Here is a 24,600-nt window from a genome sequence, read left to right as displayed (position 1 = left end):
GCTAGTTGGACGCCAGCAGCTTCAGCTCGGGGTGGGCCGTGCCGCCCTCGATCGCCGTCGAGGAGATGTGGGACATGACCCGCTCGTCGACCGGGTCGTTCGCCGGGTCGTCGTGGACGACGATGTGCTCGTACGTCGTCGTCCGCTGGGCGGGCACGCGCCCGGCCTTGCGGATCAGGTCGATGATCTCCATGCGGTTGGAGCGGTGCTTGGCGCCGGCCGAGGAGACGACGTTCTCCTCCAGCATGATCGAGCCGAGGTCGTCCGCTCCGTAGTGCAGGGAGAGCTGGCCGACCTCCTTGCCGGTGGTGAGCCAGGAGCCCTGGATGTGGGCGATGTTGTCCATGAACAGCCGCGCGATGGCGATCATCCGCAGGTACTCGAAGAGCGTGGCCTGCGTACGGCCCTTCAGGTGATTGTTCTCGGGCTGGTAGGTGTACGGGATGAAGGCGCGGAAGCCGCCCGTCCGGTCCTGTACGTCACGGATCATCCGCAGGTGCTCGATGCGCTCGGCGTTGGTCTCGCCGGTGCCCATGAGCATGGTGGACGTGGACTCCACGCCCAGCCGGTGCGCGGTCTCCATGATCTCCAGCCAGCGCTCGCCGCTCTCCTTCAGCGGGGCGATCGCCTTGCGCGGCCGCTCGGGGAGCAGCTCGGCGCCGGCGCCGGCGAAGGAGTCGAGGCCGGCCGCGTGGATGCGCTGGATGGCCTCCTCCACGCTCACCTTGGAGATACGGGCCATGTGCTCGACCTCGGACGCGCCGAGGGAGTGGATGACCAGCTGCGGGAATTCCTTCTTGATCGCGGAGAAGTGCTTCTCGTAGTACTCGACGCCGTAGTCCGGGTGGTGGCCGCCCTGGAACATGATCTGCGTACCGCCGAGCTCGACGGTCTCGGCGCACCGCCGCAGGATGTCGTCGAGGTCGCGCGTCCAGCCCTTGTCCGTGTCCTTCGGGGCCGCGTAGAACGCGCAGAACTTGCACGCCGTGACGCACACGTTCGTGTAGTTGATGTTGCGCTCGATGATGTACGTGGCGATGTGCTCGGTACCGGCGTACCGGCGGCGGCGTACGGCGTCGGCGGCCGCGCCCAGCGCGTGCAGCGGGGCGTCGCGGTAGAGGTCGAGCGCCTCTTCCGGGGTGATCCGCCCACCCTCGGCGGCACGGTCGAGGACGGACTGAAGGTCGGCCTTCTCGGTCACCGGGGCGTCCCTTTCGTAAGGGTTGTGGACGGACCGAACCAGCCTACGCCAGCCGGTTGCGGCCCCCGACGTCAGGCCGCGTGCGCCGTCGATTCCGCCCTGCTCAGGCCGCGTACGCCCCGATCAGGAGCCCGACGTACGCGCCCGCGATCAGGAACGGCCCGAACGGGATCGATGTCTTCCGCCCGGCGCGCCTCACCACGACGAGCCCCATCCCGTACAGCCCGCCGAACAGGAACCCGGCGAAGGTCCCCAGGAACACCACGCTCCACCCGTACCAGCCGAGCAGGGCCCCGAGCCCCAGCGCGAGCTTCACATCCCCGAACCCCATCCCATGGGGGTTGATGAGGAAGAGAAGGAAGTACGCGCCCCCCAGCGCGAGCGCTCCGAACAGCGCCGTCAGCCACTCCCCCGCGTGCTCGGGCACCGCCGCGACGACTGCGAGCAGCGCGAGAGCGGCGCCCGCGAGCGGCAGGGTGAGCAGATCCGGCAGCCGCTGCACCCTGAAGTCGACGACGGCGAGCAGCACACCGAGCGGCGCGAGCAGCAGCCAGACCACCAGCTCCGGCCGCGTACCTGTCGTGAGCGCGAGCCCGGCACAGACGAGTGCGGTGGCGAGGGAGAGCAGGAGGGCACCGGGTCCGTACGAGGCGGGGGCGCGACCGGCGGCCACGTGTCCCGCATCGTCGTGCACGGCCTCCGCCGCACGAGACGTAGGAGACGTAGGAGACGTAGGAGACGTAGGAGACGTAGGAGACGTAGGAGACGTGGGAGACGTGGGAGACGTGGGAACGGAGTCGGCACATCGACCGCACCGGGCGAGCCCGAGCCAGCCGTCCGCGACCCCGGCTATCGCGTGCCCCTCGGGACACCGGTCCCGCCACGCCTCGTCCGGCTCGACGGAGAACCGGTACGCGGCCCGCGGCACCAGCGACCCGGCCGCCGCGCCCCACAGGGCGGCACCGCCGGTCAACCAGAGATCGAGATCCACGCGCACACCCTACGTAGGCCGTTCGAGGACTGTCGCCACCGTTGCCGCTACCGCTGTGGGCAGTCGCTCCGCAGGGCGATGGGGGTCCCCCTGGTCGGGCGAAGGCGAGAGATGGGGCGAGGGTGGGCACAGCCTGCAGCGCCGGGCGCCCGGACAAAAGAGGTCCAGCCCCAGGGCCGGGGCAAGTCACCCGACAGCGGCCACGCCACTGCGCCACGTGGGCAGCAGTTCATCCAGCAACGCCTCCGTCCGCGGAGGCAACCCGCGCGCCCCACTGCGGGCGACGAGGTCGGCCGCGAGCCGCTTCAACCGCTCACTGTCCCCCGTGGCGTGCGTCGCCCGAAGCAACTCGTTCCAGAGCCGCTCGTCCCCCGGGGCGGACCCCAACGCCGCGTTCAGCGCCTCGATCGCCTTCTCCGCCCGGTCCTTCTCCAGATGGAACGCGGAGAGCGCGAGCCCGATGTCCGCCACGAGCAGCGGAAGCTGGGCGTCGATGATCTCGTGTGTGAGCCAGCCGTACCGCCCCCGCGGACGATCGGCGAGCAGCGGCCCGCGTACGAGCACGAGCGCGTCCGTGAGCAACCGCCCACGCACAGCACGGCTGTTGACGCCCTTGCCCTGCGTCGCCTCGTGGTAGAGCGAGCGCAGCACATCCAGGTCGGACACGACCGACTTGGCGAGCGTGAGCCGCCCGGTCGTGTCGGTGCCGAGGCGGGGCGTGCCGTCGGGCTCGTTGCCGAGCCAGTCGCGCAGCCGCTCGACGAGCGCGTCCCGCACGTCGTCGGTGACACCGCGCGGCCACAGCGCGGAGGACAGCACCCGCGGATGCACGCCTTCGCGGTGCAGGAGCAGCAGCGCCAGCGCCTCGTGCAGCAGCGGGCTGCGCTCGCCGTCGGGCGTCTCCAGACCGATGATCTCGTACGGGCCCACGAGGCGCGCGTACACCGCCGGACGCCCCTGCTCGCTGACGTCGACGAGGAACGGCGGCGCGGAGGCATTGGTGCTCTCCCGCTCGGGGTCCGCCTCGACGAACAGCTCGACGACCGCCCGCTGCTGCGCCACCGGCAGCAACTGCGCGTCGAGTTCGAGTCCGAGCAGCGGGGCGAGCAGCTTGCCCTGGCTGGTGATCTCCATCTCCCAGGCAGCGCCCGGCAGATCGCCGCTCTCGGTGCCGACGAGATAGCCGATGCCCAACCGGCTGGCGTCGGCGGCGAGTTCGGCGAGCTTGACGGCGTCCTCGCCGGACGGCTCGGCGGCGAGCAGCACGAGGTGGGGCGCCCAACGGGTGTGCTGGGCGGGGCCGGTGCGGCCGGTGAGCACCGAGTCGTGACCCGCGGCCCCCAGCGCACCGCGCCGCTGCCGCGTCTCCGCCTCCATGGTCTCCACCAGCGCCTCGACGTCGTCGAGGTGGCGCAGCCGGTTGGGCGCGAGCGGCGTCAGGTCCTGCCCGAACCCGACGAGCGTGATCGTCATGCGGTCCGACCATCCATTGGTCGCCAACTCCGCGGCGACCGAGGCGAAGACGCCCGCACGGTCGCTCTCGCTGCCGCTGAGCGAGACGATGCCGGGGACGGACTCGAGATTGAGGAGCAGCCGGGAGTCGTCCATGGTGCCCAGGCTGACCAGCCCGGGGTAGGGCGCGGCAGTGTCGACGTCCTCGTACCGTTCCGCGTCCGTCCGCGCCAGCATCCAGAACGTCTGGTCCTGCCCGAGCTGCCAGGGCGCGGGCGGCTTCCCGGCCGGCTGGGCGAGCTGCAGGTGCAGATCGCCGTTGCCGCTGAGCCAGGCCGCGTAGACGGTCGGCAACGGGCGTGACTCGGCCGCGAGCGCCGCCGCGAGTCCGCGCAGGGACAGGTCGAGCAGGCGTACGCCCTCGGGGTCGGCACCCACGAGCAGCGCGTCCTGGGCGTCCGCGGCGGACCCGGTCGGAACCGGCGGCTCCATGCCGCGCCGCCCGCCGACCGCACCGAGCGCGGACTGCCACAGCGCCTGGCGGCGCCGGCGGCCGAGGGCGCCGAGGAGGCCGGCGGCGAGGAGAGGCGCGCCGACGAGGGCTTCGGGCAGCCCGAAGGAGAACCCGCTCTCCTCCGAACCGGCCTGCCCCTGCTGTTGGTTGCCGCTGCCCTGGTCGCTGCCGGTCCGCTGCTGGGGCACGTGGATGTGCGCGGTGTCCCGGTCGCCGCCCTGTTGAGTTCCGCTGCCGCCCTGCTGGCTGCCTCCGCCCTGCTGGTGATCCCCGGTCTTGGCGTAGTCGTGGATCTGCTGCTGGACCTGCTCCGAGACCTTGGGCGCCTCGTCGGGCATCTCCACGAGCTCGCCGCCATGGGCGTCGCCGGGCATTTCGAGGATCCACCCGGGCCGGATCAGGCTGGCCTCCGAGAGCTTGGACCCGTCGGGCTGCGTACGGTCCTTGTTGAGCTGGTAGATCTCCTTGTACCGGCGCCCGTCCCCGAGATGCCGCTGGGCGATCTCCCAGAGCGAGTCGTGGTGGCGTCCCTCGGGCGGCTGGATCCGGTAGTACTTGGTGTCGCCCTGCTCGGCCGTACTGCCGCTGTCGGCATGCGAGGCCGCGTGGGCGGCCTGTTCGGCGATCGCGGCGGCCGTGTCTGCGGCCTGCTCCTGCTGCTGCCCGAACAGCCCGCCCGGGGTCTGCTGCGCCGCGGCGACGGTCCCCTTCTGGTTCCCCTCCATGCTGTGCCCGAGCTGCGACAGCCCCGGCGTGAGGCTGGCCGCGGTGGCACCGACGAGCAGCAGCGCGGCGACGAGCTGCCGCGCCAGCAACTGGCTGGGCCCCGAACCCGGTACATGGCCCGGCATCCCCACGCCGGACAGCGCCGCCTTCACCTCCACGAGCACACAGGCCGTGAACTGCGCCCAGGCGAGCCAGACCACCACGGTCAGCACGTGGACGAACGTGCCGACGGTGATCTCCTGCTGCAGCCAGTCCAGCGACGGCACCCCGTGCGGCAACGGCCAGCCGACCATGACGGCGAGCGCCCCCGGCACGCCGACCACGAGCACAACGAGCGCCACGAAGGCCAAGAAGGCCTTCAGGAAGTCCCCGAACGTCCGACGACGCCGGGGCAGGGGCTGCGGCGTCCGATTCCTCGGACCCGGCGAGCTTCCCGTCGAGCTGGAAGTGGTGCGTCGCGCCATGGCAGGTGTCCTGGGGTCGTGTGCGGAGGGAGTGGTCAAGTGGGGTGAGCTGAGCCTACTGAGATCTTAAGGAGGGTGTCGAAGAGCAGACAGGGGGCAAGGTCGGACGGCCCACCCGATTCCTCACCACCAGTCCCCTAAGCCCGAGTTGCCCCGCACCCCCTTCCCGTGCAGTGTCCAGCTTCCACGGCATTCGCAACCGTCACGTCACAGTTCTCACGGTCCCCACACAATCCCCTTTTGCCGCACCAATGCCCTTTACGGGCCCCTGATAGCTTCGTTCTCTGCTGCACACAGCTGCGCACACACCGAAAGCCGCACATAGGGGGAGAAGGCCCGTGTCCCGTCGCGCCATGACCACCACCGCCGCCGCACTCACCGCGACAGCGGCACTGCTGCTCACTGCCTGCGGCGGAGGTGACGATTCGTCGTCCGGTGACATCAAGGGGGCGGATACGGGGTCGGGGTCGCCGTCGGCTTCCGCCTCCGCGTCCGGTGCCTCGAACGTGAAGCGTCCGGAGATCACCCTCCCGAAGAACTTCGAGTTGACCTTCCAGGACTGGACGAGCAGCGACCCTGTCGAACAGGCAGTTCTCAACGACGCCAGAGAGCAGCTCCGTGCAGGATATGCGGCGATCACCGCGAACAAGCCCGACGGCGGGGCGGCCCTGGCCTTCTACGACACCGACTCCGGCCTCTCGCAGGACCGGCGGTGGATCAAGACCTACACCGACAAGAACCTCACGGTCTTCGGCAAGTTGCCCGCGTTCGACGCCAAAGGCGCCCTCCTCGGAGACAACAAGACACGAGCGGTCCTCAATTACTGCACGGACGAGAGCAAGGCGTACACGAGGGACCGCAAGACGAGCAAGGTCGAGGGCAACCCCGCGGGCACGAACCCCCACGTGTTCTACACCGTGACGCTCCGCAAGAACTCCGAAGGCGTCTGGCAGAACGTCTCCACCGAGTCGAAGAGGGGCGGTTGCCAGTGATGAGGCCTCAGCGCGGAATACCTGCCCTGACGACCGCGTCAGTGGCCGCACTCCTCCTCGCCTCCACCCCGGCCGGCGCGGTGGGAGGAGGGGGCACCAACGACTCCGGCGGCAAGACCGACGGCAAGGGCAACGTCTCCGCGTACGCCTCGGCCACGCAATCCCGGATCAAGGTCCGTCAGGTGAAGGGCCCCACCAGTGGAAAGCGGGGCAACGTCACGTCGGCGGACACGACTTGGAAGCCGCCCGCCTGTTGGTACGAACCCGTCTTCACGCCCGAGGGTCTGAAGGCGTTCGTGGACAAGTCGGACGGCAACGGCGACGTGGGCGTCCACGAGTCCTGGTTCGGCAAGCGCCTGTGGACCGACCACTACGAGGACGGCAAGCCGGAGACGAACTTCGACGACAAGCAAAGCGCCGCCGAGGGCTACAAGAATTACAACATCGGCAAGGGCGGCTACTTCTGGCGCAGCGTCGCACCCGACGACACCGACCCCGACTCCTGGGACTGCGGCCGGATCATGTTCTGGGAGCCCGACACGCAGATCCCGAAGATCCCGCACGCGCCGACCCCGAAAACGCTGGCCGAGTACGCCTACAACCAGGTCAAGGTCCCGGAGACCAAGATCGAGCTGAAGCCCGAAGGTAAGTCGACAGTCAACCTGCCCACCTGGATCTGGCTCGACAAGGGCACGTTCCAGGACGTCACGGTCCGCGCCGAGCTCCCGAACACCGGTTTGTGGGCCGAGACCACGGCGAAGCCCGTCAGCCTCCACCTCGACGCCGGTACGGAAGACGCCGACACCTACCCCGCCTCCGGCGAGTGCAAGTTCAAAGAGGACGGCTCCATCGGCACCCCGTACAAGACAGGCGACGCCGACAAGACGCCGCCCTGCGGCATCACTTACCTCCACGCCACGAGCGGAAAGCCGTACCAGCTGAAGGCGTCGGTGACTTGGCAGATCACCTGGCAGGGCACGGGCGGAGCCAAGGGCGACCTCCCCGACGGCACCTTCCAGAGCACCCAGGACATCAACGTCCAGGAGATCCAGTCGATCAACCGGTAACACGCTCCAACGAAGGCCGGCCCGTTCCGCACGATGCGAACGGACCGGTGTGGACGCCACACCGTCTCGCGCTGATCTCACAGGACTACGACCGCACCACTTACAAAATTGACTAGCAGTTCCAGGACTGGCCCCTCGACCGGCTGAAAGAGGTCCTGATGATCGACCGCACCGGGAACGCGTTCCACCTCTATCCGTTGAATTCGAAGGAAATAACCTGCATGGCAATCGCTTACGACCTCGATTGCGCGACGCAATTGACCGTGGTCGAGGTTGCGAACCGACTGGAAGAGATCGGCAAAGACCTCGGTGTCTTTGATGCGTCGGTTACCTCCGAGCTGCTGGTAGAACAGGGGGTGAACGCCCGGCTGGACACATGGATTCGCGTGGCTGAGGAACAACCGTCTCTGTGGCCCCCCGTAATCAACGATCTACGCTTCATTCCGACCGCCGCCGTGGTGTTCCGTATGGCCAGCGGCATCGAAATCTCGGACCAGCAGGACGACATGCTCCGGCTGGTCGTGCCGCTGCTGGGGCGAATCGACGGCGACACGGTGCTGCACTACCAGTTCGAGGAGATCTGGCTGCTCCGCCGGAATGGCGGACTGAGCCTGAACGAGGACGACGACCTCTGGCGCCCCCAGCGCCTGGCCCTCATCACGCAACCCTACTGCCGGGAAACCCACACCATGGACTTTGATTGAGCCGCCAGTGAAGTTCAGGTTCCACTCCAGCGACCTGCCCGGCCGGGACATCTGGTGCCCCGGTGCCGACGTCGCCCACGCCTTCGTAGGGACCGCCGAGGTCTTCGCCGGGGTGTTCGGCGTCGGCTCGGGCACCGGCTTGCCCGCCGACGGCGTATGCGTCATCGACTTCCGGGACTTCGGGGGGCTCTCCGCCGCGGCTGTCGACCGGTTCAGCACGTCGGATCAGGGGATCCTACGGTCCCTGTCCCTCGGTTTCATCGCGACCTCTCTGGTGCTCATCGACCGCGCCGGCCATCCTGCTCCCGCAATGCCCGGGCATGCCCAGGAACTGGCCTGGAGGACTCTGCGGGACCAGCACGCGCGCGCCATGCCGGTCTGATGCGAGGGAGGAGGCCGCCTCCTCCCACTCGAAGGACGACCTGCCGGACGGCCCTCCCAGACCACCCAGACGATCCAGTCGCTCAACCGCTGAGACACTCCCGGCCCCCGGCGGCCGGATCAGGGTCGGTCGTCGGCGAACAAGTCCTCCGCCTTCGCTGCGTGGACCGCCCGCTGAGCCCAGGTCTCCAGCTGCACCAGGTCGGAGCAGGCCTCAACCCGCTCCCTAACAGCGTCAGGTACCGGGAGTCCACGCCACTCCAGGATGCGCAGGGTCATCTCCGCACGATCCTTGACTCGCCCCTCTTCCCGGCCCTCTTCCCGGCCCTCCTCGCGGACCTGCTCTGCCAGCGGGTGCCGCCAGAAGTATTGGATCGCCGTCATCAGGTCCCTCCAGATCTGCTTCGCCTGGGGGTCGGCCAGGCATGAATCAACGAACTGCACGAAGACCGCCGCGCTGTCGGAATCGATGGTCCGCAGAGCGGTGGCCAGGGAATCCAGTATGGCGGCGGCCTGCGGGCCTGTGCCATGTGTCATCGCCGAGAGCACCGCGAGCGAAACGTCCCGCTCGGCCTCCCGCGCATCCGCGATCACCGGCACATTGTTCGGCCCCAGCACGAGCGGCCGGACCGTCAGCGAGTGCCAGCCGGGCAGGCCGCGCCGGATGGGCTGTGCCGCCCAGCGGGCCGTGGCACTGCTCTGGGTGATGACGATGAGCACCGGCTCGCAGCGGTACTTCTCGTACAGGTATGAGAGGTAGTAGGGCCAGCTTCCGCGCTTGCCCTCGTCCTTCTTCCTCTGTGACTCGACGACCAGGAGGTAGGCACCCTCATCCGTCTCCACCCGCATCAGCGTGTCGACACGTCGCTCGACCGGTGCGACTTCCGTCAAGTCGACGTTCATGGCCACGAATTCACGCGGCTCCGGGAACGGCACGTGCAGCACGCGTTGCAGGGCGCGAGTCAGTAACGCCGGGTCTTTCTGGAAGATCCGATGCAGGGCCTCATGCGACGAGCTGACCATCAGCTCTCCTTTCGGTACGACGTGATCAACGCGCTACGCCGCAAGGAGGTCACACCACACGTACTTGCCGGTGTCGCCGCCCTGACGCCGCGGATACCAGCCCCAGTCGTCGGCGCAGGCCCGGACGAGTTCGAGTCCACGGCCCTCCTCCGCGTCGACGACGTGGGTCAGCTCCAGCCGGGTCGGCGGTGGTTCGGGGCTCGCGTCCCACGCGCCGATGCGCAGGACTCCGTCGCGCCAGCACAGACGCAGGGCCGCCGGCCCCTTCGTATGCCGTACGGCGTTGGAGACCAGCTCGGCCGCCAGCAAGGTTTCGCCGGCGCGGACAGCACCATGGTGTACGCGGGCGGAGCGGTACCCAAACTGGATACGGTCGTGCGCGACGCTCCACACGGCACGGCCTTCATCGACTCCGAGGCCCAACTCAGCCGCTTTCGAACGCTTTTCCGTAGAATGAAGGCCGCGTCACTCGAACCCGAGCGGTCGCGGGACTTCATCCACAGGCTGGCGAAGGAACTGTGAGGCGCACCATGAGCACGCCCGACAACTGGCAGAAGTCATCTTTCTCCGGCAGCGGGGATGGCAATGCCTGCGTCGAAATCGCCGCCACCCCCACCACCCTCCGCCTCCGCGAATCCGACGACCCCACCACCGTCCTCACCACCACCCCCACCCCCCTCGCCCAACTCCTGTGCGGCATACGCTCGGGAGCCCTCGCCATGCCCCTGACGTAGGGCTCGCTGTACGACTTCGAGTCCGGCTGGTCGCCAAGTACGTCTCGGGCGGCGTGAGGACAGAGACGAAGGGCGGAGGCAAGGGCGGCGCCAAGTAGCCCCTCCGCCCCCTACGCCTCCCGCAACACCGCCAGCGCGAAGGCCAGGCGGCGGTCCAGCCAGCTGGCGTGGGGCTGGTACACCGTGACCCCGTCCAGATGGCCGAGGGTCAGGACGACGCGCTCCTCCTCGCCCTCTGCCCGCCAGGTCACGTGGTTCGGGGTGCGCAAGCTCGCCCGCTCGTCGTCTTCGGCGCCGAAGCTCAGGATGGAGTCGACCACGCTGCCGGCGAGTTCGCCCGCCTCACGCTTCGCTCTCTCCTTGCCCCGCGCAGCGATCTCCTTCGCACTGCCCCTCGCCCAGTGGTAGCGGGCCACGATGTCCGAGTGCCCCGGCTGTTGGAGCCACCAGCTGTGCTGGATGGTGCGTTTGGCGGCGGGGGTGCGGTGGACCAGGCCGAGTTCCTCGCCCTGAGCGTCGGTGACGCGGTAGCGTGCGCCGCCCTTCACCGGGGTGAGTGCGCACAGCAGGTTGCCTGACTGTTCCGCCTCATGCAGCTCGTACGAAGGGGGCTCGGAGTCCGCTCGGTCGGCCGACGACACCAGTGCCGCCGGGGCGAAGTACCGTACCCCGTCCCGCATCGTCGGCACCCGCACGGCCCGCTCTCCCGTCAGCGCCTTGCGGCGGAACGTCGCGGAGCGCAGTACGTCGCCGACCGTGAACCAGTCGGGTCCGCCGGACCCGTCCCAGGGCACGGGGTCGATCGTCGGCTCGTCCTTCTTGCGCCCGAGGATGCCCATGGCTCAGCCGACCTCGTTCTTCGCGACCGCCTGGCCGTGCACGACGACGTCTCCGCCGTAGAACATGCCGGTGAAGACCGGGGAGTACGTGAGCTGGACCTCGACCTCGACCTCGTCGGCGTTCGCCGCCACGCAGTGGGTCGCGGCGATGTCGGCGCCGGACATGCCCATCTCGCGGGCGAATGCCTTCACGCGGGCGCCGCAGTTCTCGTAGCGGATGGGGGCTCCGTCCTTGCCCTGGTTCTGGTACAGGGCTTCCTTGTCCACGTCCTGGGCGGCGTAACGGGCGGCCTGTTCCGCTATGTCGGCGGCCCGTTCCCGCTTCGAGATGGACATGCCGCCGTCGATGACGAAGGCGGAGAGGGAGAGGAAGACGATCGCGAAGATGATGACCGCGCCGGCGCCCGAGCCTCGGTCGTCCAGGCGGGCCTTGCGCGCCTCGACCCACAGCCTCAGATACTCCATCTCCCCCGTCACGCCTTCCTCTTGAACGGGTCCAACGGCGCCGTGAACGAACCCGTCAGCCGCGTCGGCACGTCCAGGCCGAGCATCGCCAGTCCCCGTACCTCGCAGCTGACCTCGACCGTGAAGAGGTCGGCATCCTTGAAACCGGCGCTGGTCTTGGTCACCGCCACCGGGCCCGAGCAGACGTCCGACAGGTCGGCGTCGGCCGCCTTCTGCGCCTCCGACATGGCCGTGCCCACCTCGCGCTGGAGGGAACCGGCGCGGGCGGCGTCCCGCGCCGCCCCGTCGATCGCCCCGCGTCCGTCGACCAGTTGCCCGAAGGCCACCAGGACGAGGATGAAGAGGATCATCACCGGAGCGAGGATCACGACCTCGATCGTGGACAGGCCGCCGTCTCTGCCCGACTGCTCGCGGCCCACCGTAATCCTGGCCCTCAGAAGCCTCACCACGGAGAGGAGAGCCATCAGTTCTCCCCCTCCTTCACGAACCTCTCCACCGGCCCCACCGACTGCGCGTGCACCGTCAGGTTCAGCCCCGGGAAGACCGTGGGGACCCGGGCCGTGATCTCCACCCCGACCTTGTTCTGCTCGGGCTGGAGCATCTTCACGTTCGGGCCCAGAACCAGCTGCGGGCCGAGTTGCTGGATATAGCTGTCGACCACGTCCTGCGCCTCGCCCCGCCACGCGCCGGGCTGTTCGTCGGCCGTCGCGCGGGCCTTGCGCGCGCCCGCCTGGGCCGCCGCCTGGGCCACATGGTCCGCGAAGAAGTACAGCGCGAACTGCACCGTCGCGAAGATCATGAAGAAGAGCACCGGTGTGAGCAGCACGAACTCGATCGCGGTCATGCCGGAGTCGCCGCGGGTGGAGGCTGCCTCCACCCTGCGGCGCACCCAGCGACGTACCCTTCGGCGTGCGCGCACCCGTATCCCCGTATGAGAAGTGGACGAAGAACTCAGCAGGTCTTGCCCGCGTCCGCGCCCTTGATGCAGTCGCCCACCTTGTTGGCGCCGTCGCTCAGCGCGGCGTTGATGATCGCGGCGACCACGCCGACGATCGCGACCACGACCGCCGAGATGATGACCCACTCCACCGCGGACGCACCGCGGTCGAGCTCCCCGGAGCGGGCGCGCTGCACCCGGCCCTGGAGGAAGGTGATGAGGAAGTCCACCCCCGGGATCCCGGTGCTGAAGTTCCGTCCGTTCATGGTGAGTTGTCCTCTCAAAAAGAAAATCGTCGTCTTCGGGCCGGTTCGGAATCAGACCTGGAACACGCGCATCGCCGCCGGAAAGATCAGGAACACCAGGAAGCCGGCGCACAGCAGCAGCTGGGCCACGAGCATCGACTGCGACTTCTCGCCCGCGCTGCCCTCGATCTCGGCGAGTTCGCGGTGCCGCATCGTCTCGGCGCGCGAGGCGAGCGACTCGCGCACCTTCGCGCCGTCGTCCGCGACCAGCGCCAGCGAGGCCGACAGGTCCTTCAGTTCCTCGACGCCCAGTTCCTCGCCGAGCGAGCCGAGCGCCTGCCACTGGCTGATGCCGGTGATGCGGGCGTCGGCCAGCGCGTTGCGGATGCGCTGCGTCGCCCATCCGTCGGAGACTTCCGCGGCCGCCATCAGCGCCTCGGGAAGGCCGCGGCCACCGGCGAGGCTCATGGACACCAGGTCCAGATACGCGCCGATCACGCGCCGCAGGTCACGGCGCTTGTCGGCCGCGTCCCGCCGCACCTCCACGTCCGGCAGGATGAAGAAGATTCCCGCGAAGAGCAGCGCCAGCCAGACCGGGATGATCGGACTGCTGCCGAAGCCCAGAGTCCAGACGATGGCGAAGAGGAACGGGCCGAAGAAGAGGCCCGCCGCGGCCAGCAGAACCTTCGTCGCGAGGAACTTCTCCCAACTCCGGTCCAGTACAGCGAGGTCGGCACGGAGCGAGCGCTGCTCCCAGCCCTGCTGCATATAGAACTCGGCGACCCGCCGGCCGACTTGGGCCCGTACGCTCCCGAGCCGCCCCGCGTCCGTCCCGCCGCGGTGCGCGGATTCGTACGCCGCTCCCCGCGCCCGCATCGCGTCGATGCGCGCGACCTGGGCGACCGCGCTCCGCTTCGAGGGCATGAGGGCACGTACGAGGGCGTAGATGCCCAGGCCCATGACGGCGCCGATCAGGATCGGCATGGTGAGGTTCACCGCCGTACCCCCTCTTCCTGCTGGGACGGCGTCCGGGGACGTACGAACTGGACCGACGACTCGTCCCGTACGAGGAAGCGCTCGGGCGTCTCGATCGTCGACAGCTTGCGCAGCCACCAGAAGCCGAGCGCGAACAGGCCGCAGACACAGGCCAGTACGAGCTGACCGACCGGCGTGCCGTACGGCTTGACGAACTCGCGGTTGAAGATCGACAGCCCGAGGACGAAGGCGATGGAGACAGCGACGACGATCTGGACCGAGCGGCGGGTGGAGGCGCGCTGTGCCATCACCCGCTGTCGCATGTCGACCTCCTCGCGCGCCGACTTGGCCAGGGCGCCGAGCACTTGGCGCAGACCCGGGCCGCGCAGGCGGGCGTTGAGGATGAGCGCGGCGACGATGATGTCGGCGGAGGCGTCGTTGATCTCGTCGGCGAGGTGCTGGAGGGCCTCGGGCAGCGGCGTGCGTGAGCGGAGCCGGTCCACGAGGGCGTCGAGGTGCGGGCGAAGGACCGGAGCGGACGCGCGCGCCGAGGCGGGAATCGCCTGTTCCAGGCCGACCGCGCCCGCGATCGTGTCGCGCAGCGATTCCGTCCAGGAGGCCAGGGCCTCCACGCGGCGCATGGCGGCCCGCTCCTCCGAGGCACCGCCGAAGAGCTTGTCCCAGAAGAAGACGAGGACACCGGCCGCGATACCCGCCACGGCCCAGCGCGTCAGCAGCAGCACGACGAGACCGGCACCGGCGGCGATGGAGCCGCGCTGTCCGGCGAACCGCACCAGCTCACCGGCCCGTTCGCTCGCCTTCTGCTTCTCGTGCTCGGGCTTGGCCGGCAGTCCCCGCACCGCGACGGCGAACAGCGCGAGGCCGCCGCCGACGGCGACACCGGACGCGAGCGCGTACAGGACGGTCGTGGAGAAGAGCCCGCCCATGGAACCGAGCGAGTCGAGAGCCGCGAGAGAAGTAACGGACGTGGACGTCATACGGTGGTCACCCCCAGCTTCCGCCACCGGGCAACCGGTAGCCGTGCGCGACGAGTTCGTCGAGACAGGCTATGGGCGCGTGCGGCACGATCCGACCGTCGGGAGCCTCGGCGAACACCTCGCTGGACAGCACCCGACCGTCCACGCCGTTGACCTCGCGGACGGAGGTGACCATGCGCTGGAGGCGGCCGCCCGACTCGTAGTTGTTGCGCCGCTGGATGAAGACGACGAAGTTCACCGCGCCCGCGATGAGCATCTGGCTGGCCTCGATGGGCAGCCGCTCGGACGCCTGGAGCGCGTACGTGGAAATACGGTTGAAGACCTCGCTGGAGCTGTTCGCGTGGATCGTGGACAGCGAACCGTCGTTGCCCTGCGACATGGCGTTGAGCATGGTCACGATCTCGTCGCCGAGGACCTCACCGACGATGACGCGGGAGGGGTTCATACGCAGGGACCGGCGGACCAACTCGGCCATGGAGATGGTGCCCTGGCCTTCCGAGTTGGGAAGGCGCTCCTCGAATGCGACGACATTCGGGTGGAGGTCGGTGAAGGTGTCGAGCCCGAGCTCCAGGGCGCGCTCGACGGTGATGAGGCGCTCCTGCGGCGGGATCTCGTTGGCGAGAGCGCGGAGAAGGGTCGTCTTACCGGCGTTCGTCGCGCCCGCGATCATGATGTTCTTACGGGCCCGCACGGCACATGCCAGGAAGTGCGCGACCTCGGGCGTGATCGTCCCGTTCCCGACCAGGTCGGAGACGAAGACCTTGCCCATCCGCGCGCGACGGATGGAGAGGGCGGGCCGACGCGTCACGTCCATGACGGCGGAGAGCCGGGACCCGTCCGGCAGCCGCAGGTCGAGCTGCGGATTGGCGGAGTCGAAGGGCCGGGAGGACAGTCCCGAGTACGCGCCGAGGACCTGAATCAACTCGATGAGCTCTTCGTCGTTCTCGGCGACGGGATCGCCTGTTACTTCCCGTCCGTCCGCGTACCCGATGAAGACCTGGTCGTACCCGTTGATGTCGATGTTCTCGACTTCCGGGTTGTCGAGCAGCGGCTGGAGCCGGCCGACGCCGAAGAGCGCCGCGTGCACGGCGGCCGCGTACTGCTCCTCGGTCTCGGCGTCGAGGGGAGTGCGGCCGAGATTGATCTCGGTGCGCGCGTAGTCCTCGAGTATCTGGGCGATGACGGCGCGCGCGTAGTGCCGCTCGTCCTCGTTGGACATCGGCGTGACGTTGCGGACCTGGTCCTCGCGGCGCTGCTCGGCGATACGGTCACCGGCGTCCTGCCGGAACCGCTTGACCAGCTGGTGGTCGACGGCGGTCATCGGCCGGCTCCGGCATGAGGAGCTTGGGGACCTTGCGCTTGCGCGGGTACGGCCCACGCGGCGCCGTACTGCTGGTACAGGTCCGCGGTGACCTTGCGGGCCGAGCGGATGAGCAGCGACTTGTCGAGCCGACCGCGCTTGCGCCCCGCCAACTGGTCGGCACCCGCCGGGTCGTCGGCGAGCGTGCCCACGACCCGCGCACCGGTCTGCGCCGCCACCAGCATGTCGTTGACTTGGTGGACGAGCTTCGCGGAGTCGCTCGGGTCGGCGATGAGGATGACGCCGATGAGGGGCGTGGCGAGCGTGGCGGCCCCGCGCGGACCGCCGTGCAACTTGGCGCTCAGCGCCGCGGCCCGGTCGCGTACGCGGGCGATGGCCTCGGGCTCGGTGCGGGAGATCAGCAGTACCAGGGCGGCCTGGGAGAACATCTCCACGGCCGGGGTGTCCCCGCTGATCCGCCCGCAGTCGGCGATGACGTCGGCGGGCGCGTGCGGGGAGTCCCCGAGCTGGGCGAAGGCACGGCCGAGGGTGGGCCACAGCCCGGCGAGCCCGGCGGCCTGCTCGGCGATACCGAGCCCGACGAGGACTTCGAGCCCGCCGCTCAACGGCTGGACGTGGTCCCAGAGTTGATCGGGCACGAGGCCTCGACGGGCGGTCGCCGCTATCGACAGCATGCCGGTGTTGGGGTTCAGCGGACCGCCGTGCGCCGCGGCGCTGCGGTAGACGAGGTCTCCGCCGGCCGGGTCGGTCTCGGCCAGCAGGACCCTGCGGGGCCAGACCGCCGACAGGGCTACGGCAGCGGTGGTGACGCCGGGCGAACCCTTGTCTGCGGCGAGGGCGATGAGCGCCATGTCTCTTTACTCACTCGCCTTTAGTTGCCGGGGACGAGCACGACGGAGACCTCGCCTGCGGCGGCGGCCGCGGTGAGGGCGGGGACGTCGCTCTGATCGACGAGCAGGGTGATGGAGAGGTTGCCGGTGCTGATCGTGGAGTCGTCGTTGCTGCTCACCGTGTCGACGCGGGCGCTGTCGACGAGAGGGGAGTTGCTGCTCGACGTACCACCGGACGACGTGCCCTTGTCGGAACTGGAGCTGCTGCTGTCACTGCCGACGCGGTAGGCGGCGACGAGCTCTCCGGCCTTCAGGGTCGAGGGGTACTGCCCCTCCTTGAGGGCGAGGCCCACGGAGGCCTTGCCGGTGGGGAGACTGCTCTTGCTGGCGAACATGTCGCCGATGACGACCGTGCCCTTGTAGATGGTGGACTTGGCCTTCAGCTTCTGGAGAGCCGCGCGCTGGGTCCACTTGACGTAGTTGATGTTCACGTCATCCGCGACCAACACGGAGGTCACGTGGTTGCCCACCGACTCCCCGGCCTGGATGTCGCTCGTCACTTGCACGACCTCGACACGGTCGCCCGCGCGCAGCACGAGCATCGTGGCGCCCAGCGCACCGACGAGGATGAGGAGCACCGCGAGAGCGGCGAGCGCGGGTTTGCGCTCGCGAGGCGGCGTGGGAAGACGCTCACCCATCGCCGGCTGGGCCGACGTGGCGGAACGGTGGTTGCCCGCCCCCGGACGCTCTTGGATCTTCACGCAACCGCTCCCCGTACACCCAAGAAAATTTCTGCCAATTCACATGCCAATTGGGACACTTCGCCCCGGTCCGCCCTTGCCGGACGTACCGCCCGACCTGGCCAAATAGCCAGCGCTGAAGCGAGTGTCAAGCCATGGCACCGTATCAGCCGCACATAAGCCCCTCAAGGCGCGTTACGGCTCGCGAAGCTCACGGGACTCGACGTTATCCACGCGCAACGGGGGCGGGTGGTTCCCTGTTGAGGGCGGGATTACGGACACCAGCACCGGTGTGCGCGCGCGAAGCGAAGAAGGACCCGGCCTGGCGGTTCGTCACGGGGGGCGCGAAGTCTGCACGAGGTGTTCACGGGGCGGCGGGCAGGCGTGGTGGTCTTTCAGTCTCATGAGGAACGAGCAAGGCAGCCGCGTTAGTCGGATAGCCGGGGGCGGCGACGGCCTCGAAGACGCCCGCGTTACACGCCTGGACGAACAGGTTGTAGGTGGTCTACCAGGTCCCGAACCCGGCCGGCATCTCGCGCCACTGGCTGCCGCTGTGGAACCGCCAGGTCACCCCCTCGAACTGGTCGCGCAGCCGCTCAGGGCACGGGCCGAACCTGCCAACCGGCGGGAACGGCCCGATCAACCGCCATTCGTCATCGGTGAGCTGCGCACGCGCCCCACATCGATTCCCACCGGCTCCCTGTCCCGGCCGGGACCAGGACCCAGTTTTGATTACAACCAAAGACCGGACCCAGTACGGGTGACGGCGGCCGGATCGAACACCGGCCGACGCGGCTCAGTCGAGGTCCTCGAACGCGGGGCGCCGACCCGTGCGGCGGCGTACGAACCCGCGCCGGCCCGCCAGCAGGGTGATGCCCGTCCATCCGACGACGCCCATGACGAGAGTGCCGAGTTGGCTGCCCGGATCGACATCCGAGGCCGCCTCCAGCGGGACGACGCCCTCCGGGTCGCTGATGACCTCGATCCGGTCGCCCACCTCCCACTCCGGGTCGGCCCCGTCGTAGTCCAAGGTCTCCTTGAGCTCCCCCGACCGGCCGATGAGGGTGAAGCGGTGGTTCGAGCCGTCGTCGTCGGCGGCGCTGTCAGCTGCGATGCGGACGGTCTCGCGCACCCCACGGCTGTCAAGCGCGGCCTCGGGGGCGTACTGGACCGAGCCCACGAGGACGAACACCGCCGGCAGGAAGGAGAAGAAGGCGAGCCACCACGCGTGGTGGAGGAAACGCAGGAGGATCACGAAGACGAGGCACCCGATGAGCCCGGTGATGATCGGGATCACTTCCATGCCCAACGCGAGATACGAGATCCCGGTGTTGGCCGCCGCGATGACCCAGCCGAGCCCCACCACGACGAGGGTGAGCAGGAGGTACGTACCCCGGTCCACGGTCCCACCCTGTGATTTCTTCATGTCCACTTCAGCCATCAGGGCAGCATAGGCAGCCGACCCGCCACGGCCCGCGTCCGGGCCCGGCAGATCCGTCCCGCGGCGCGCATGCCCACCACGTCCCACACGCCCGTCAGCAACAGGGCCAAGCCCGCGCGCAGGCCGGGCGGAACTCGCAGGTGACGGAAGGGCCATTCGCCGGCGCCGCCGCCAGGCCGCCCGTACGAATCCGCCGGGCGGCCTCCGCACCGCCAGCCGCCCAAAAAACGCCACATGATCAGACTGCATGAGAGCGGCTCACGCCAGCAGGGAAGGTCACTGGAAACCTGTACGCCATCCCTGGGTGCGCGGGACGACCGCGCACCACTCTCGGGCTCGGGTGGAGTCGGCTGCTCAGCGGTTCAGGTCCATGACTCCGACTTCGAGTCCCTCGTAGGACTCCGGCGCAACGGTGGCGACGAGGGCTCCCTCGGGAAGCATCTGATTCGGCCGCGCGGCGTGCACGGCGGCGCCGACATCGAAGGAGACGCCGTCGCGGCACAGTTCGGCAATGGTCACCGCCATCGCGTAGTCATCGTCGATCAGGTGCAGTACGTCGACCAGTACGCCGACGTGCTCAACGATCCCCGCACGTTCGCGCTCCGCTTCCAGCAGACACAGGACAGGCACCCACAGCCGAACGTCACTGCTGGCCGCTGCGGCATGTATGAGACCGGAGACCTGCTTGTTGCCGCCCATCGCCAGGAGAGTCGGGACGTCTAAGACGTAGTGCTCAGTCTCGTTCAACGGGAGGACTCCGTCACGGCGAGGGCGGCACGGTGAGCGGCAGTGGCCTCACGCATCTTGCGACGCATTTCGGCGGACTCCTCGTCCGTCACGTAATGGCCGAACCGCTCGGCGAGAAGGGTCCGCATGCGATCGGCTCGTTCCCGAATCTGCTCCGGGGTGAGCGTCTGAGCGGCTATCTCCTGCATCAGAGCTCGAAGGCTGGTGCCACGTGCTTCGGCGACGGCAGCGAGCTGGTCACGGACCTCGGCGGGAACGCGGATCATGACGTCGGACATGCAATCAGTATACGCGGCGTATACGTCCAGCGTCGTGGCTTCAGCTCAAGTTTGCGAGGACCGTATCCACGACACCGCCCGACGGGCCCCCGGTGACCGCACGCCCACCGGTCGCACGTCACACTCGCCGTCGGCGCACCGCCGACGACCCTGTCGAGCCCACGAGGCCCATGCAGCGACCTGCAGCGGCTTCACCGCCAAGGCGAATGGCAACAACAGCCCGTACGACTCGGTCACCGCCGAAACCACCGACAAGGCGGGAGACGAGTCCCTCGCCTTCAAATCCACCATGACGTTCAGGGGCGTCACGCGCATACTCCACTCGACAGCCGTGCGCTACGACGACGCCATCGCCGTCTACTTCTCGGTGAACGGCACGGCCATTGCCGAATCCAGGCCAATCGACGCCAAGTTGCCCACGAGCGTGGTCAAGGCGCAGAACGCGAAGCTCGGTTGATCTGGTGACCTGCACTGGCCCGAGCCCTTCCCGGCGTTCGGTGCCAGTGCCTCATTCAGGGCGGACCCGAGGCCTCCCCTTACGCGTCACGCATCGCGCGTGGGAAAGGTACTGGTGTCGACCTTTACACGCTCACCAGTGGCCAAGGGAAGCTGACCGTCTGCCCGTACGGGATCTCTGCGGCCCGCCCGTAGCCGGAGGCATGCGGCTCCGACATCAGCGTGACCATCTTTTTGAACGGGTCGGCGATCATGTAGAAGTCGATCCCGTACCGCCCATACTTCTGCACGTTACGGACGTAGTCCTTCTCATCCTCCGGCTCGGAGGGGACCTCGACCACGGCAAGTACGTCGATGCAGGAGTAACTGTTCTTCCGGCGCTCGGCGTCGCATCCGACGATCGTCAGATCGGGCGCAGCGTCGTTCTCCCCGGGGAACGTAACCAGGACATCGCCGAAGACGCGCTCCCGTGCGATACCCGCAGCCTTGACGGCGTCCTTGACATCAGAGACGGTCCAGTCCCGCTCCCGGCTCTGCGGGGTCATGATCACCCTTCCGTCGAAGAGCTCGATCTTGTAGCCCCCGGGGATACCGCCTCGCTCGATCAGATCGCTCATGACAGTCACGGCAGCACACCTCCTGCGGGGCGGGGGAACGGGCCACGAGGTGCACGCGGCGACGGGCCCAGGCTTCAACGTCTACGCCTGCCCGGAGTGCGCCGACCACTACCCACCGCTGATGGACACCCTGAAGCTCCTCGAAGCCACCCCGAGGCCGTCCCGGATGACGATCCGCGTCTACAGGGTCACCGCCGAAGGCGCGGTCGCCCAGGACCGCGGCGAAGTCCACACCTGGACCGGAAGCCGAATCGACCCCACCCCACAGACCTCGGCCTTCCCGCCCTGCAAGTGTCCGAGGTGCAGACCTGCCACACGCTGACCGCCGCACCCCACACAGGAACAACTCGGCCCCGCACGCCACTCAAGGCGTACGGGGCCGCCCGCCCCGACGCATCACCTCGCGCCGAAGGCCTACTTGTTGGGGAACGTCCAGATGTACGGCTCGCCGTCCTCCTCCGACCAGTGAACCTCCACCGACTTCGCGTTCGCGGGGATCAGGTAGGACTCGCACAGGACATGGCTCTCGCCCTGCTTCCACCCCTCGATGTCGTACGGGTCCTCGCAGCCGGCCGAGTCGTCGGACGCCCCGATCAGCAGCGCACCGCGCTTTCCGTCAGCCCAGATCGTCGTGCCGTCGTTCGCGTCGGGGCTGTCCGTGAGTGCCGGGCCGGCCTTGTGCGTGAACTTCACATGCGCGACAGCGAGCACCATCCCCTTGGCGTCCGCCTTGTCCTGCACCAGCGCCTGGGCCTCGGCCTCCGTACCGATGTCGACCTTCTGCGCCGCGATGTCGTAGGTCACCTCGGCGTCGCCTTCCTTGACCTTCCCCGTGGCGCTCTCTCCCGTGGCGAGCTTGCCACCGGAGGCCGCCTCGGCCGGGGACTGGGACGCCTCGGCCGTCGACTGCGACTCCGACTGCTTCGGCTTCGCGTCCGCGTCGTCGCCCCCGCCGCCACACGCGGTCAGCGAAAGAGCGAGTACGGCAACGGGCGTGGCGGCGCGCAGCGCGGTCTTCCTGTACAGCAAAGAAACTCCTGGTAGATGTGTTCCCCCGAGTGATCCGCCAGATTAAAGGGCTGCCTCGCGACACAGAGAAGCAAGGAACGTTTCGTCCCCACTGCTTCACACCATCCACATGCCGCATCCGCTCCGCCTGCACTACCGCGAGCGGGCCACCTTGCATCGACAGTACGTCACTGCGGCAACAGTCCCATCCTCGAACAGGCCCCGACCGTGCGGCAGTAGGTGGGTGCGTCACACATAGCCCCGCCGAGCCCAGAGCTCAGACGAGCGAGTTACCGGGGCGAGTCGCCAACACGCCCCCTGGCCATGGTTCTTTCACCCCATCACGACCGTCAGCGTGGCCCCGACAGCCGCTGCGCGCCTAGACACGATCGAGCCACAAGACCAGCCATCCCGCCCCTTTCCTCCCTATCTACCCAATTCTGCAAGGAAGTTCACTGTGGCGAAACCGATCGCCACACGGATACCGTCATTGCTCTTGACTGAACCTCTGTCCCACGGGGAGACCACTGTGAAGCGCCGCTCTTTGCCCGTTGCTGCCGCGTTCGCCGCGACCGCAGCCCTGCTGCTGACGGCCTGCGGCAGCGGGGACGACAAGTCCAGCGACAACGACAAGATCGCCGGCGCCGACCAGGGAGGGGAGACGCCGAAGGAGTCGGCGGAACCGTCGGCGGCACCGGCGGAGGACAAGCCGGACGGCGTGGACGTGTCCCTGCCCAAGGACATGAACCTGGTCTTCGACTGGGACAAGCCGAAGGACAAGAACGAAGCGGCCGCGATGGACGACGCCGCGAACTACCTCCGCGCCATCTACCGGGGCGTCGACAAGCGCACGACCAAGGATGCGGCCCTGACCGCCTACGCCACCGGCGAGGGGCTCGACTACGCGAAGGTACAGATCAACGAATGGATCAAGGGCGGCTGGACGGCCACCGGCACCCGCCGTCACTACGAGGCCACCACACGGTCCGCTCCGAACGGCAACTCCGTGGAGGTCGCGTTCTGCGCCGACACCGGGAAGTTCTACGGCAAAGAGATCAAAACGGGGAAGGTCCTGAAAGCCAAGCCCAGCATCAAGGACTTCGACTTCTACAAGATCATCATGGTCAAGTTCCCCACGGGCGAGGGCCTGTGGCAGGCATCCAAGGTGTTCGTCGAGACGAAGGCGGAGAAGTGCCGGTGAAAAGGTCACGACGCACTGTCCTCGGCACCAGCACCGCTACCCTGGCCATCGCGATCAGCGCCCTCATCCTCACGGCTCCCAACTCCTCGGCGGAACCAGTGGATACAGGCAAGGGCGGCGGCACGGAAGAGAAGGGCGGCGGCGACGAAACCGGCATCTACGCAGCCGCACGGGTCCAGTACTCCGGAGCTGTCGCCAAGGGCGGCGGCCGTGGAAACGTGACCTCCTCCGACGTCAACTGGACGCCACCACCCTGCTGGTACGCCCCCTACCTCGGCGCCAAGGACTTCAAGAAGAAGATGTCCAAGGACATCGAGAGCTCAAAGAACGCGCCCGGCATGACTGGCCACGCGGGCTCGGCGATCGCCGAGGTGGAGCGCCACTACGAGGATGAGTACGGCTGGACCGACACCCCCGGCTACAAGGACTACAACGTCGAGAAAGACGGCGAAGGGATGTTCTGGGCCGGCGTCGAAAACCCCGACGAGCCGGACTATCTCAAGCGGAAATCGTGTACCGACCTCCCCTTCTGGGTCGACAACGGCGAGGCCCCGCCGCCCCAGTACGAGGAGGCCATCACTCCGGAGCTGCTCGCCGCCCTCGCGTACCAACACATGCAGCTCCCCGACACCAAGGTCACCCTCGCTCCCGAGGCCACCACCAAGGTGAATCTGCCGACTTGGGCCTGGCTCGACGAAGCCGTCTTCGACGAGATCCAGGCGACGGCGGCCATCAACGTCCCCGGCTTCAACATCCAGGCCACGACCACCGCCAAGCCGGTGTCCCTCAAGCTGGAGCCGGGCACCGAGGACGCCGAGACCTACCCGGCCTCCGGCGAGTGCCAGATCAACGACGACGATTCGATCGGCGAGCCCTACGCCAAGGGCAAGTCCGACGAGACACCGCCGTGCGGCATCAAGTACCTCCGCTCGTCGGGCGACGGGGCGTACAAACTCAAGGCGACCATCACGTGGGAGATCGACTGGACCGGCACCGGTGGTGCAGGCGGCGGTCTTCCTGACGGCACCTTCGGGACAACGCAGGACATCACTGTTCAGGAGATCCAGTCCGTCAACCGGTGACGGGGCAACCCAAGACGGGCAAGTGTCCGCCGATAATCACGGCGGCCTGAGGTGCGCAACCGCTCTCGGTTGCGCACCTCAGTCGTTCCCCCTTGCGCGCGACTACCTTTACTTGCCCTTGACCTGGGCCATGCCAGCCCAATAACCCTCCTCACTACGGTCATTGTGTTG

At 68.3% G+C, this 24,600-nt stretch carries 29 protein-coding genes and 2 pseudogenes; 10 read left to right on the top strand and 21 right to left on the bottom strand.

The genetic code is table 11. The features are described from left to right. Nucleotide 1: 1 nt before the first annotated feature. The 3 genes from mqnC to OG390_RS30350 all read right to left on the bottom strand — a co-directional run bounded on the left by mqnC (nucleotide 2) and on the right by OG390_RS30350 (nucleotide 5,348). Nucleotides 2-1,201 (bottom strand): cyclic dehypoxanthinyl futalosine synthase, encoded by a 1,200-nt coding sequence (gene mqnC / locus OG390_RS30360; RefSeq protein ID WP_406172631.1) that lies wholly within the window; start codon nucleotides 1,199-1,201, stop codon nucleotides 2-4. A gap of 103 nt (nucleotides 1,202-1,304) precedes the next feature. Continuing rightward, complete coding sequence (locus tag OG390_RS30355; protein ID WP_406172630.1) at nucleotides 1,305-2,198, bottom strand: prepilin peptidase; 894 nt, start codon at nucleotides 2,196-2,198, stop codon at nucleotides 1,305-1,307. Nucleotides 2,199-2,378: 180 nt separating this feature from the next. Beyond that, entirely contained in the window at nucleotides 2,379-5,348 is a 2,970-nt protein-coding gene (locus OG390_RS30350; RefSeq protein ID WP_406172629.1) for a BTAD domain-containing putative transcriptional regulator, read from the bottom strand. Nucleotides 5,349-5,701: 353 nt separating this feature from the next. On the opposite strand from OG390_RS30350, the gene OG390_RS30345 reads away from it, so the two are divergent. The 4 genes from OG390_RS30345 (at nucleotide 5,702) to OG390_RS30330 (ending at nucleotide 8,493) form a co-directional block, all read left to right on the top strand. Continuing rightward, nucleotides 5,702-6,340 carry a hypothetical protein gene (locus OG390_RS30345; RefSeq protein WP_406172628.1) on the top strand — a complete coding sequence of 213 codons (639 nt, stop codon included), beginning with the start codon at nucleotides 5,702-5,704 and terminating at the stop codon, nucleotides 6,338-6,340. Then, the gene (locus tag OG390_RS30340; RefSeq protein ID WP_406172627.1) at nucleotides 6,340-7,407 is read left to right on the top strand and encodes a hypothetical protein; all 1,068 of its coding nucleotides are present in this window, start codon (nucleotides 6,340-6,342) and stop codon (nucleotides 7,405-7,407) included. The genes OG390_RS30345 and OG390_RS30340 overlap by 1 nt, the downstream gene beginning before the upstream one ends. Nucleotides 7,408-7,565: 158 nt before the next feature. Continuing rightward, entirely contained in the window at nucleotides 7,566-8,111 is a 546-nt protein-coding gene (locus OG390_RS30335) for a SitI3 family protein (protein WP_406172626.1), read from the top strand. Nucleotides 8,112-8,118: 7 nt separating this feature from the next. Beyond that, the gene (locus OG390_RS30330) at nucleotides 8,119-8,493 is read left to right on the top strand and encodes a DUF6086 family protein (RefSeq protein WP_406172625.1); all 375 of its coding nucleotides are present in this window, start codon (nucleotides 8,119-8,121) and stop codon (nucleotides 8,491-8,493) included. 119 nt (nucleotides 8,494-8,612) lie between these two features. On the opposite strand, the gene OG390_RS30325 is transcribed toward OG390_RS30330, so the two are convergent. Together OG390_RS30325 and OG390_RS30320 are read right to left on the bottom strand one after the other, a co-directional pair. Further along, entirely contained in the window at nucleotides 8,613-9,515 is a 903-nt protein-coding gene (locus OG390_RS30325) for a hypothetical protein (RefSeq protein WP_406172624.1), read from the bottom strand. 33 nt (nucleotides 9,516-9,548) lie between these two features. Beyond that, nucleotides 9,549-9,851: pseudogene (locus OG390_RS30320) on the bottom strand (ATP-binding protein); the annotation flags it as partial. On the opposite strand from OG390_RS30320, the pseudogene OG390_RS30315 reads away from it, so the two are divergent. After that, nucleotides 9,825-10,037, top strand: a pseudogene (locus tag OG390_RS30315) (Scr1 family TA system antitoxin-like transcriptional regulator); the annotation flags it as partial. The pseudogenes OG390_RS30320 and OG390_RS30315 sit on opposite strands and share 27 nt — an antisense overlap. An 8-nt stretch (nucleotides 10,038-10,045) precedes the next feature. After that, nucleotides 10,046-10,249: a DUF397 domain-containing protein gene (locus tag OG390_RS30310; protein ID WP_406172623.1), complete on the top strand. Its 204-nt coding sequence runs from the start codon at nucleotides 10,046-10,048 to the stop codon at nucleotides 10,247-10,249. A 110-nt stretch (nucleotides 10,250-10,359) separates the two neighbouring features. Here OG390_RS30310 and OG390_RS30305 read toward each other — a convergent pair whose 3' ends face one another. The 14 genes from OG390_RS30305 to OG390_RS30240 form a co-directional block, all read right to left on the bottom strand. Then, nucleotides 10,360-11,088, bottom strand: a complete 729-nt coding sequence (locus OG390_RS30305; protein ID WP_406172622.1) for a hypothetical protein — start codon at nucleotides 11,086-11,088, stop codon at nucleotides 10,360-10,362. 3 nt (nucleotides 11,089-11,091) lie between these two features. Further along, nucleotides 11,092-11,553: a TadE/TadG family type IV pilus assembly protein gene (locus OG390_RS30300; protein WP_406172621.1), complete on the bottom strand. Its 462-nt coding sequence runs from the start codon at nucleotides 11,551-11,553 to the stop codon at nucleotides 11,092-11,094. An 8-nt stretch (nucleotides 11,554-11,561) separates the two neighbouring features. Continuing rightward, nucleotides 11,562-12,017 (bottom strand): TadE/TadG family type IV pilus assembly protein, encoded by a 456-nt coding sequence (locus tag OG390_RS30295; RefSeq protein WP_406172620.1) that lies wholly within the window; start codon nucleotides 12,015-12,017, stop codon nucleotides 11,562-11,564. After that, complete coding sequence (locus OG390_RS30290) at nucleotides 12,017-12,397, bottom strand: TadE family protein (protein ID WP_229703639.1); 381 nt, start codon at nucleotides 12,395-12,397, stop codon at nucleotides 12,017-12,019. The genes OG390_RS30295 and OG390_RS30290 overlap by 1 nt, the downstream gene beginning before the upstream one ends. A gap of 107 nt (nucleotides 12,398-12,504) precedes the next feature. Next, nucleotides 12,505-12,756, bottom strand: coding sequence for a hypothetical protein (locus OG390_RS30285; protein ID WP_028805786.1), 252 nt, complete (start codon nucleotides 12,754-12,756; stop codon nucleotides 12,505-12,507). Between the two features lie 51 nt (nucleotides 12,757-12,807). Then, entirely contained in the window at nucleotides 12,808-13,731 is a 924-nt protein-coding gene (locus OG390_RS30280; protein ID WP_406172619.1) for a type II secretion system F family protein, read from the bottom strand. Then, nucleotides 13,728-14,708, bottom strand: coding sequence for a type II secretion system F family protein (locus OG390_RS30275; protein WP_406172618.1), 981 nt, complete (start codon nucleotides 14,706-14,708; stop codon nucleotides 13,728-13,730). The genes OG390_RS30280 and OG390_RS30275 overlap by 4 nt, the downstream gene beginning before the upstream one ends. A 7-nt stretch (nucleotides 14,709-14,715) precedes the next feature. Further along, on the bottom strand, nucleotides 14,716-16,029 hold the full coding sequence (locus OG390_RS30270; protein ID WP_406172617.1) for a CpaF family protein: 1,314 nt from the start codon (nucleotides 16,027-16,029) through the stop codon (nucleotides 14,716-14,718). Further along, nucleotides 16,026-16,880, bottom strand: coding sequence for a hypothetical protein (locus OG390_RS30265; protein ID WP_406172616.1), 855 nt, complete (start codon nucleotides 16,878-16,880; stop codon nucleotides 16,026-16,028). Before OG390_RS30265 ends, OG390_RS30270 begins: the two co-directional genes overlap by 4 nt. Nucleotides 16,881-16,900: 20 nt before the next feature. Further along, a complete protein-coding gene (locus OG390_RS30260) occupies nucleotides 16,901-17,620 on the bottom strand; it encodes a hypothetical protein (RefSeq protein ID WP_406172615.1) in 720 nt (239 codons plus the stop codon). 484 nt (nucleotides 17,621-18,104) lie between these two features. Further along, nucleotides 18,105-18,341, bottom strand: coding sequence for a transposase (locus OG390_RS30255; protein WP_406172614.1), 237 nt, complete (start codon nucleotides 18,339-18,341; stop codon nucleotides 18,105-18,107). Nucleotides 18,342-18,395: 54 nt separating this feature from the next. Beyond that, nucleotides 18,396-19,040 (bottom strand): hypothetical protein, encoded by a 645-nt coding sequence (locus OG390_RS30250; protein WP_406172613.1) that lies wholly within the window; start codon nucleotides 19,038-19,040, stop codon nucleotides 18,396-18,398. A gap of 354 nt (nucleotides 19,041-19,394) precedes the next feature. Further along, complete coding sequence (locus OG390_RS30245) at nucleotides 19,395-19,787, bottom strand: hypothetical protein (RefSeq protein WP_406172612.1); 393 nt, start codon at nucleotides 19,785-19,787, stop codon at nucleotides 19,395-19,397. After that, nucleotides 19,784-20,065 carry an Arc family DNA-binding protein gene (locus OG390_RS30240; protein WP_406172611.1) on the bottom strand — a complete coding sequence of 94 codons (282 nt, stop codon included), beginning with the start codon at nucleotides 20,063-20,065 and terminating at the stop codon, nucleotides 19,784-19,786. Before OG390_RS30240 ends, OG390_RS30245 begins: the two co-directional genes overlap by 4 nt. Between OG390_RS30240 and OG390_RS30235 the strand changes: the two genes are divergently transcribed. Further along, nucleotides 20,064-20,522 carry a hypothetical protein gene (locus OG390_RS30235; RefSeq protein WP_406172610.1) on the top strand — a complete coding sequence of 153 codons (459 nt, stop codon included), beginning with the start codon at nucleotides 20,064-20,066 and terminating at the stop codon, nucleotides 20,520-20,522. The two genes, OG390_RS30240 and OG390_RS30235, sit on opposite strands and share 2 nt — an antisense overlap. A gap of 124 nt (nucleotides 20,523-20,646) precedes the next feature. Here OG390_RS30235 and OG390_RS30230 read toward each other — a convergent pair whose 3' ends face one another. Further along, complete coding sequence (locus OG390_RS30230) at nucleotides 20,647-21,138, bottom strand: Uma2 family endonuclease (protein ID WP_406172609.1); 492 nt, start codon at nucleotides 21,136-21,138, stop codon at nucleotides 20,647-20,649. Between OG390_RS30230 and OG390_RS30225 the strand changes: the two genes are divergently transcribed. Continuing rightward, on the top strand, nucleotides 21,137-21,460 hold the full coding sequence (locus tag OG390_RS30225) for a hypothetical protein (RefSeq protein WP_406172608.1): 324 nt from the start codon (nucleotides 21,137-21,139) through the stop codon (nucleotides 21,458-21,460). The genes OG390_RS30230 and OG390_RS30225 overlap by 2 nt on opposite strands. A gap of 92 nt (nucleotides 21,461-21,552) precedes the next feature. On the opposite strand, the gene OG390_RS30220 is transcribed toward OG390_RS30225, so the two are convergent. Beyond that, on the bottom strand, nucleotides 21,553-22,167 hold the full coding sequence (locus OG390_RS30220; RefSeq protein ID WP_406172607.1) for a hypothetical protein: 615 nt from the start codon (nucleotides 22,165-22,167) through the stop codon (nucleotides 21,553-21,555). Nucleotides 22,168-22,675: 508 nt separating this feature from the next. On the opposite strand from OG390_RS30220, the gene OG390_RS30215 reads away from it, so the two are divergent. Continuing rightward, complete coding sequence (locus OG390_RS30215; protein WP_406177924.1) at nucleotides 22,676-23,347, top strand: hypothetical protein; 672 nt, start codon at nucleotides 22,676-22,678, stop codon at nucleotides 23,345-23,347. Next, nucleotides 23,344-24,429, top strand: coding sequence for a hypothetical protein (locus tag OG390_RS30210; protein ID WP_406172606.1), 1,086 nt, complete (start codon nucleotides 23,344-23,346; stop codon nucleotides 24,427-24,429). Before OG390_RS30215 ends, OG390_RS30210 begins: the two co-directional genes overlap by 4 nt. The last annotated feature ends 171 nt before the right edge of the window (nucleotides 24,430-24,600 follow it).

The sequence above is a fragment of the Streptomyces sp. NBC_00996 genome, assembly GCF_045162675.1.
Taxonomy (GTDB): Bacteria; Actinomycetota; Actinomycetes; order Streptomycetales; family Streptomycetaceae; genus Streptomyces.
This window is presented reverse-complemented; position numbering and strand designations above follow the sequence as displayed.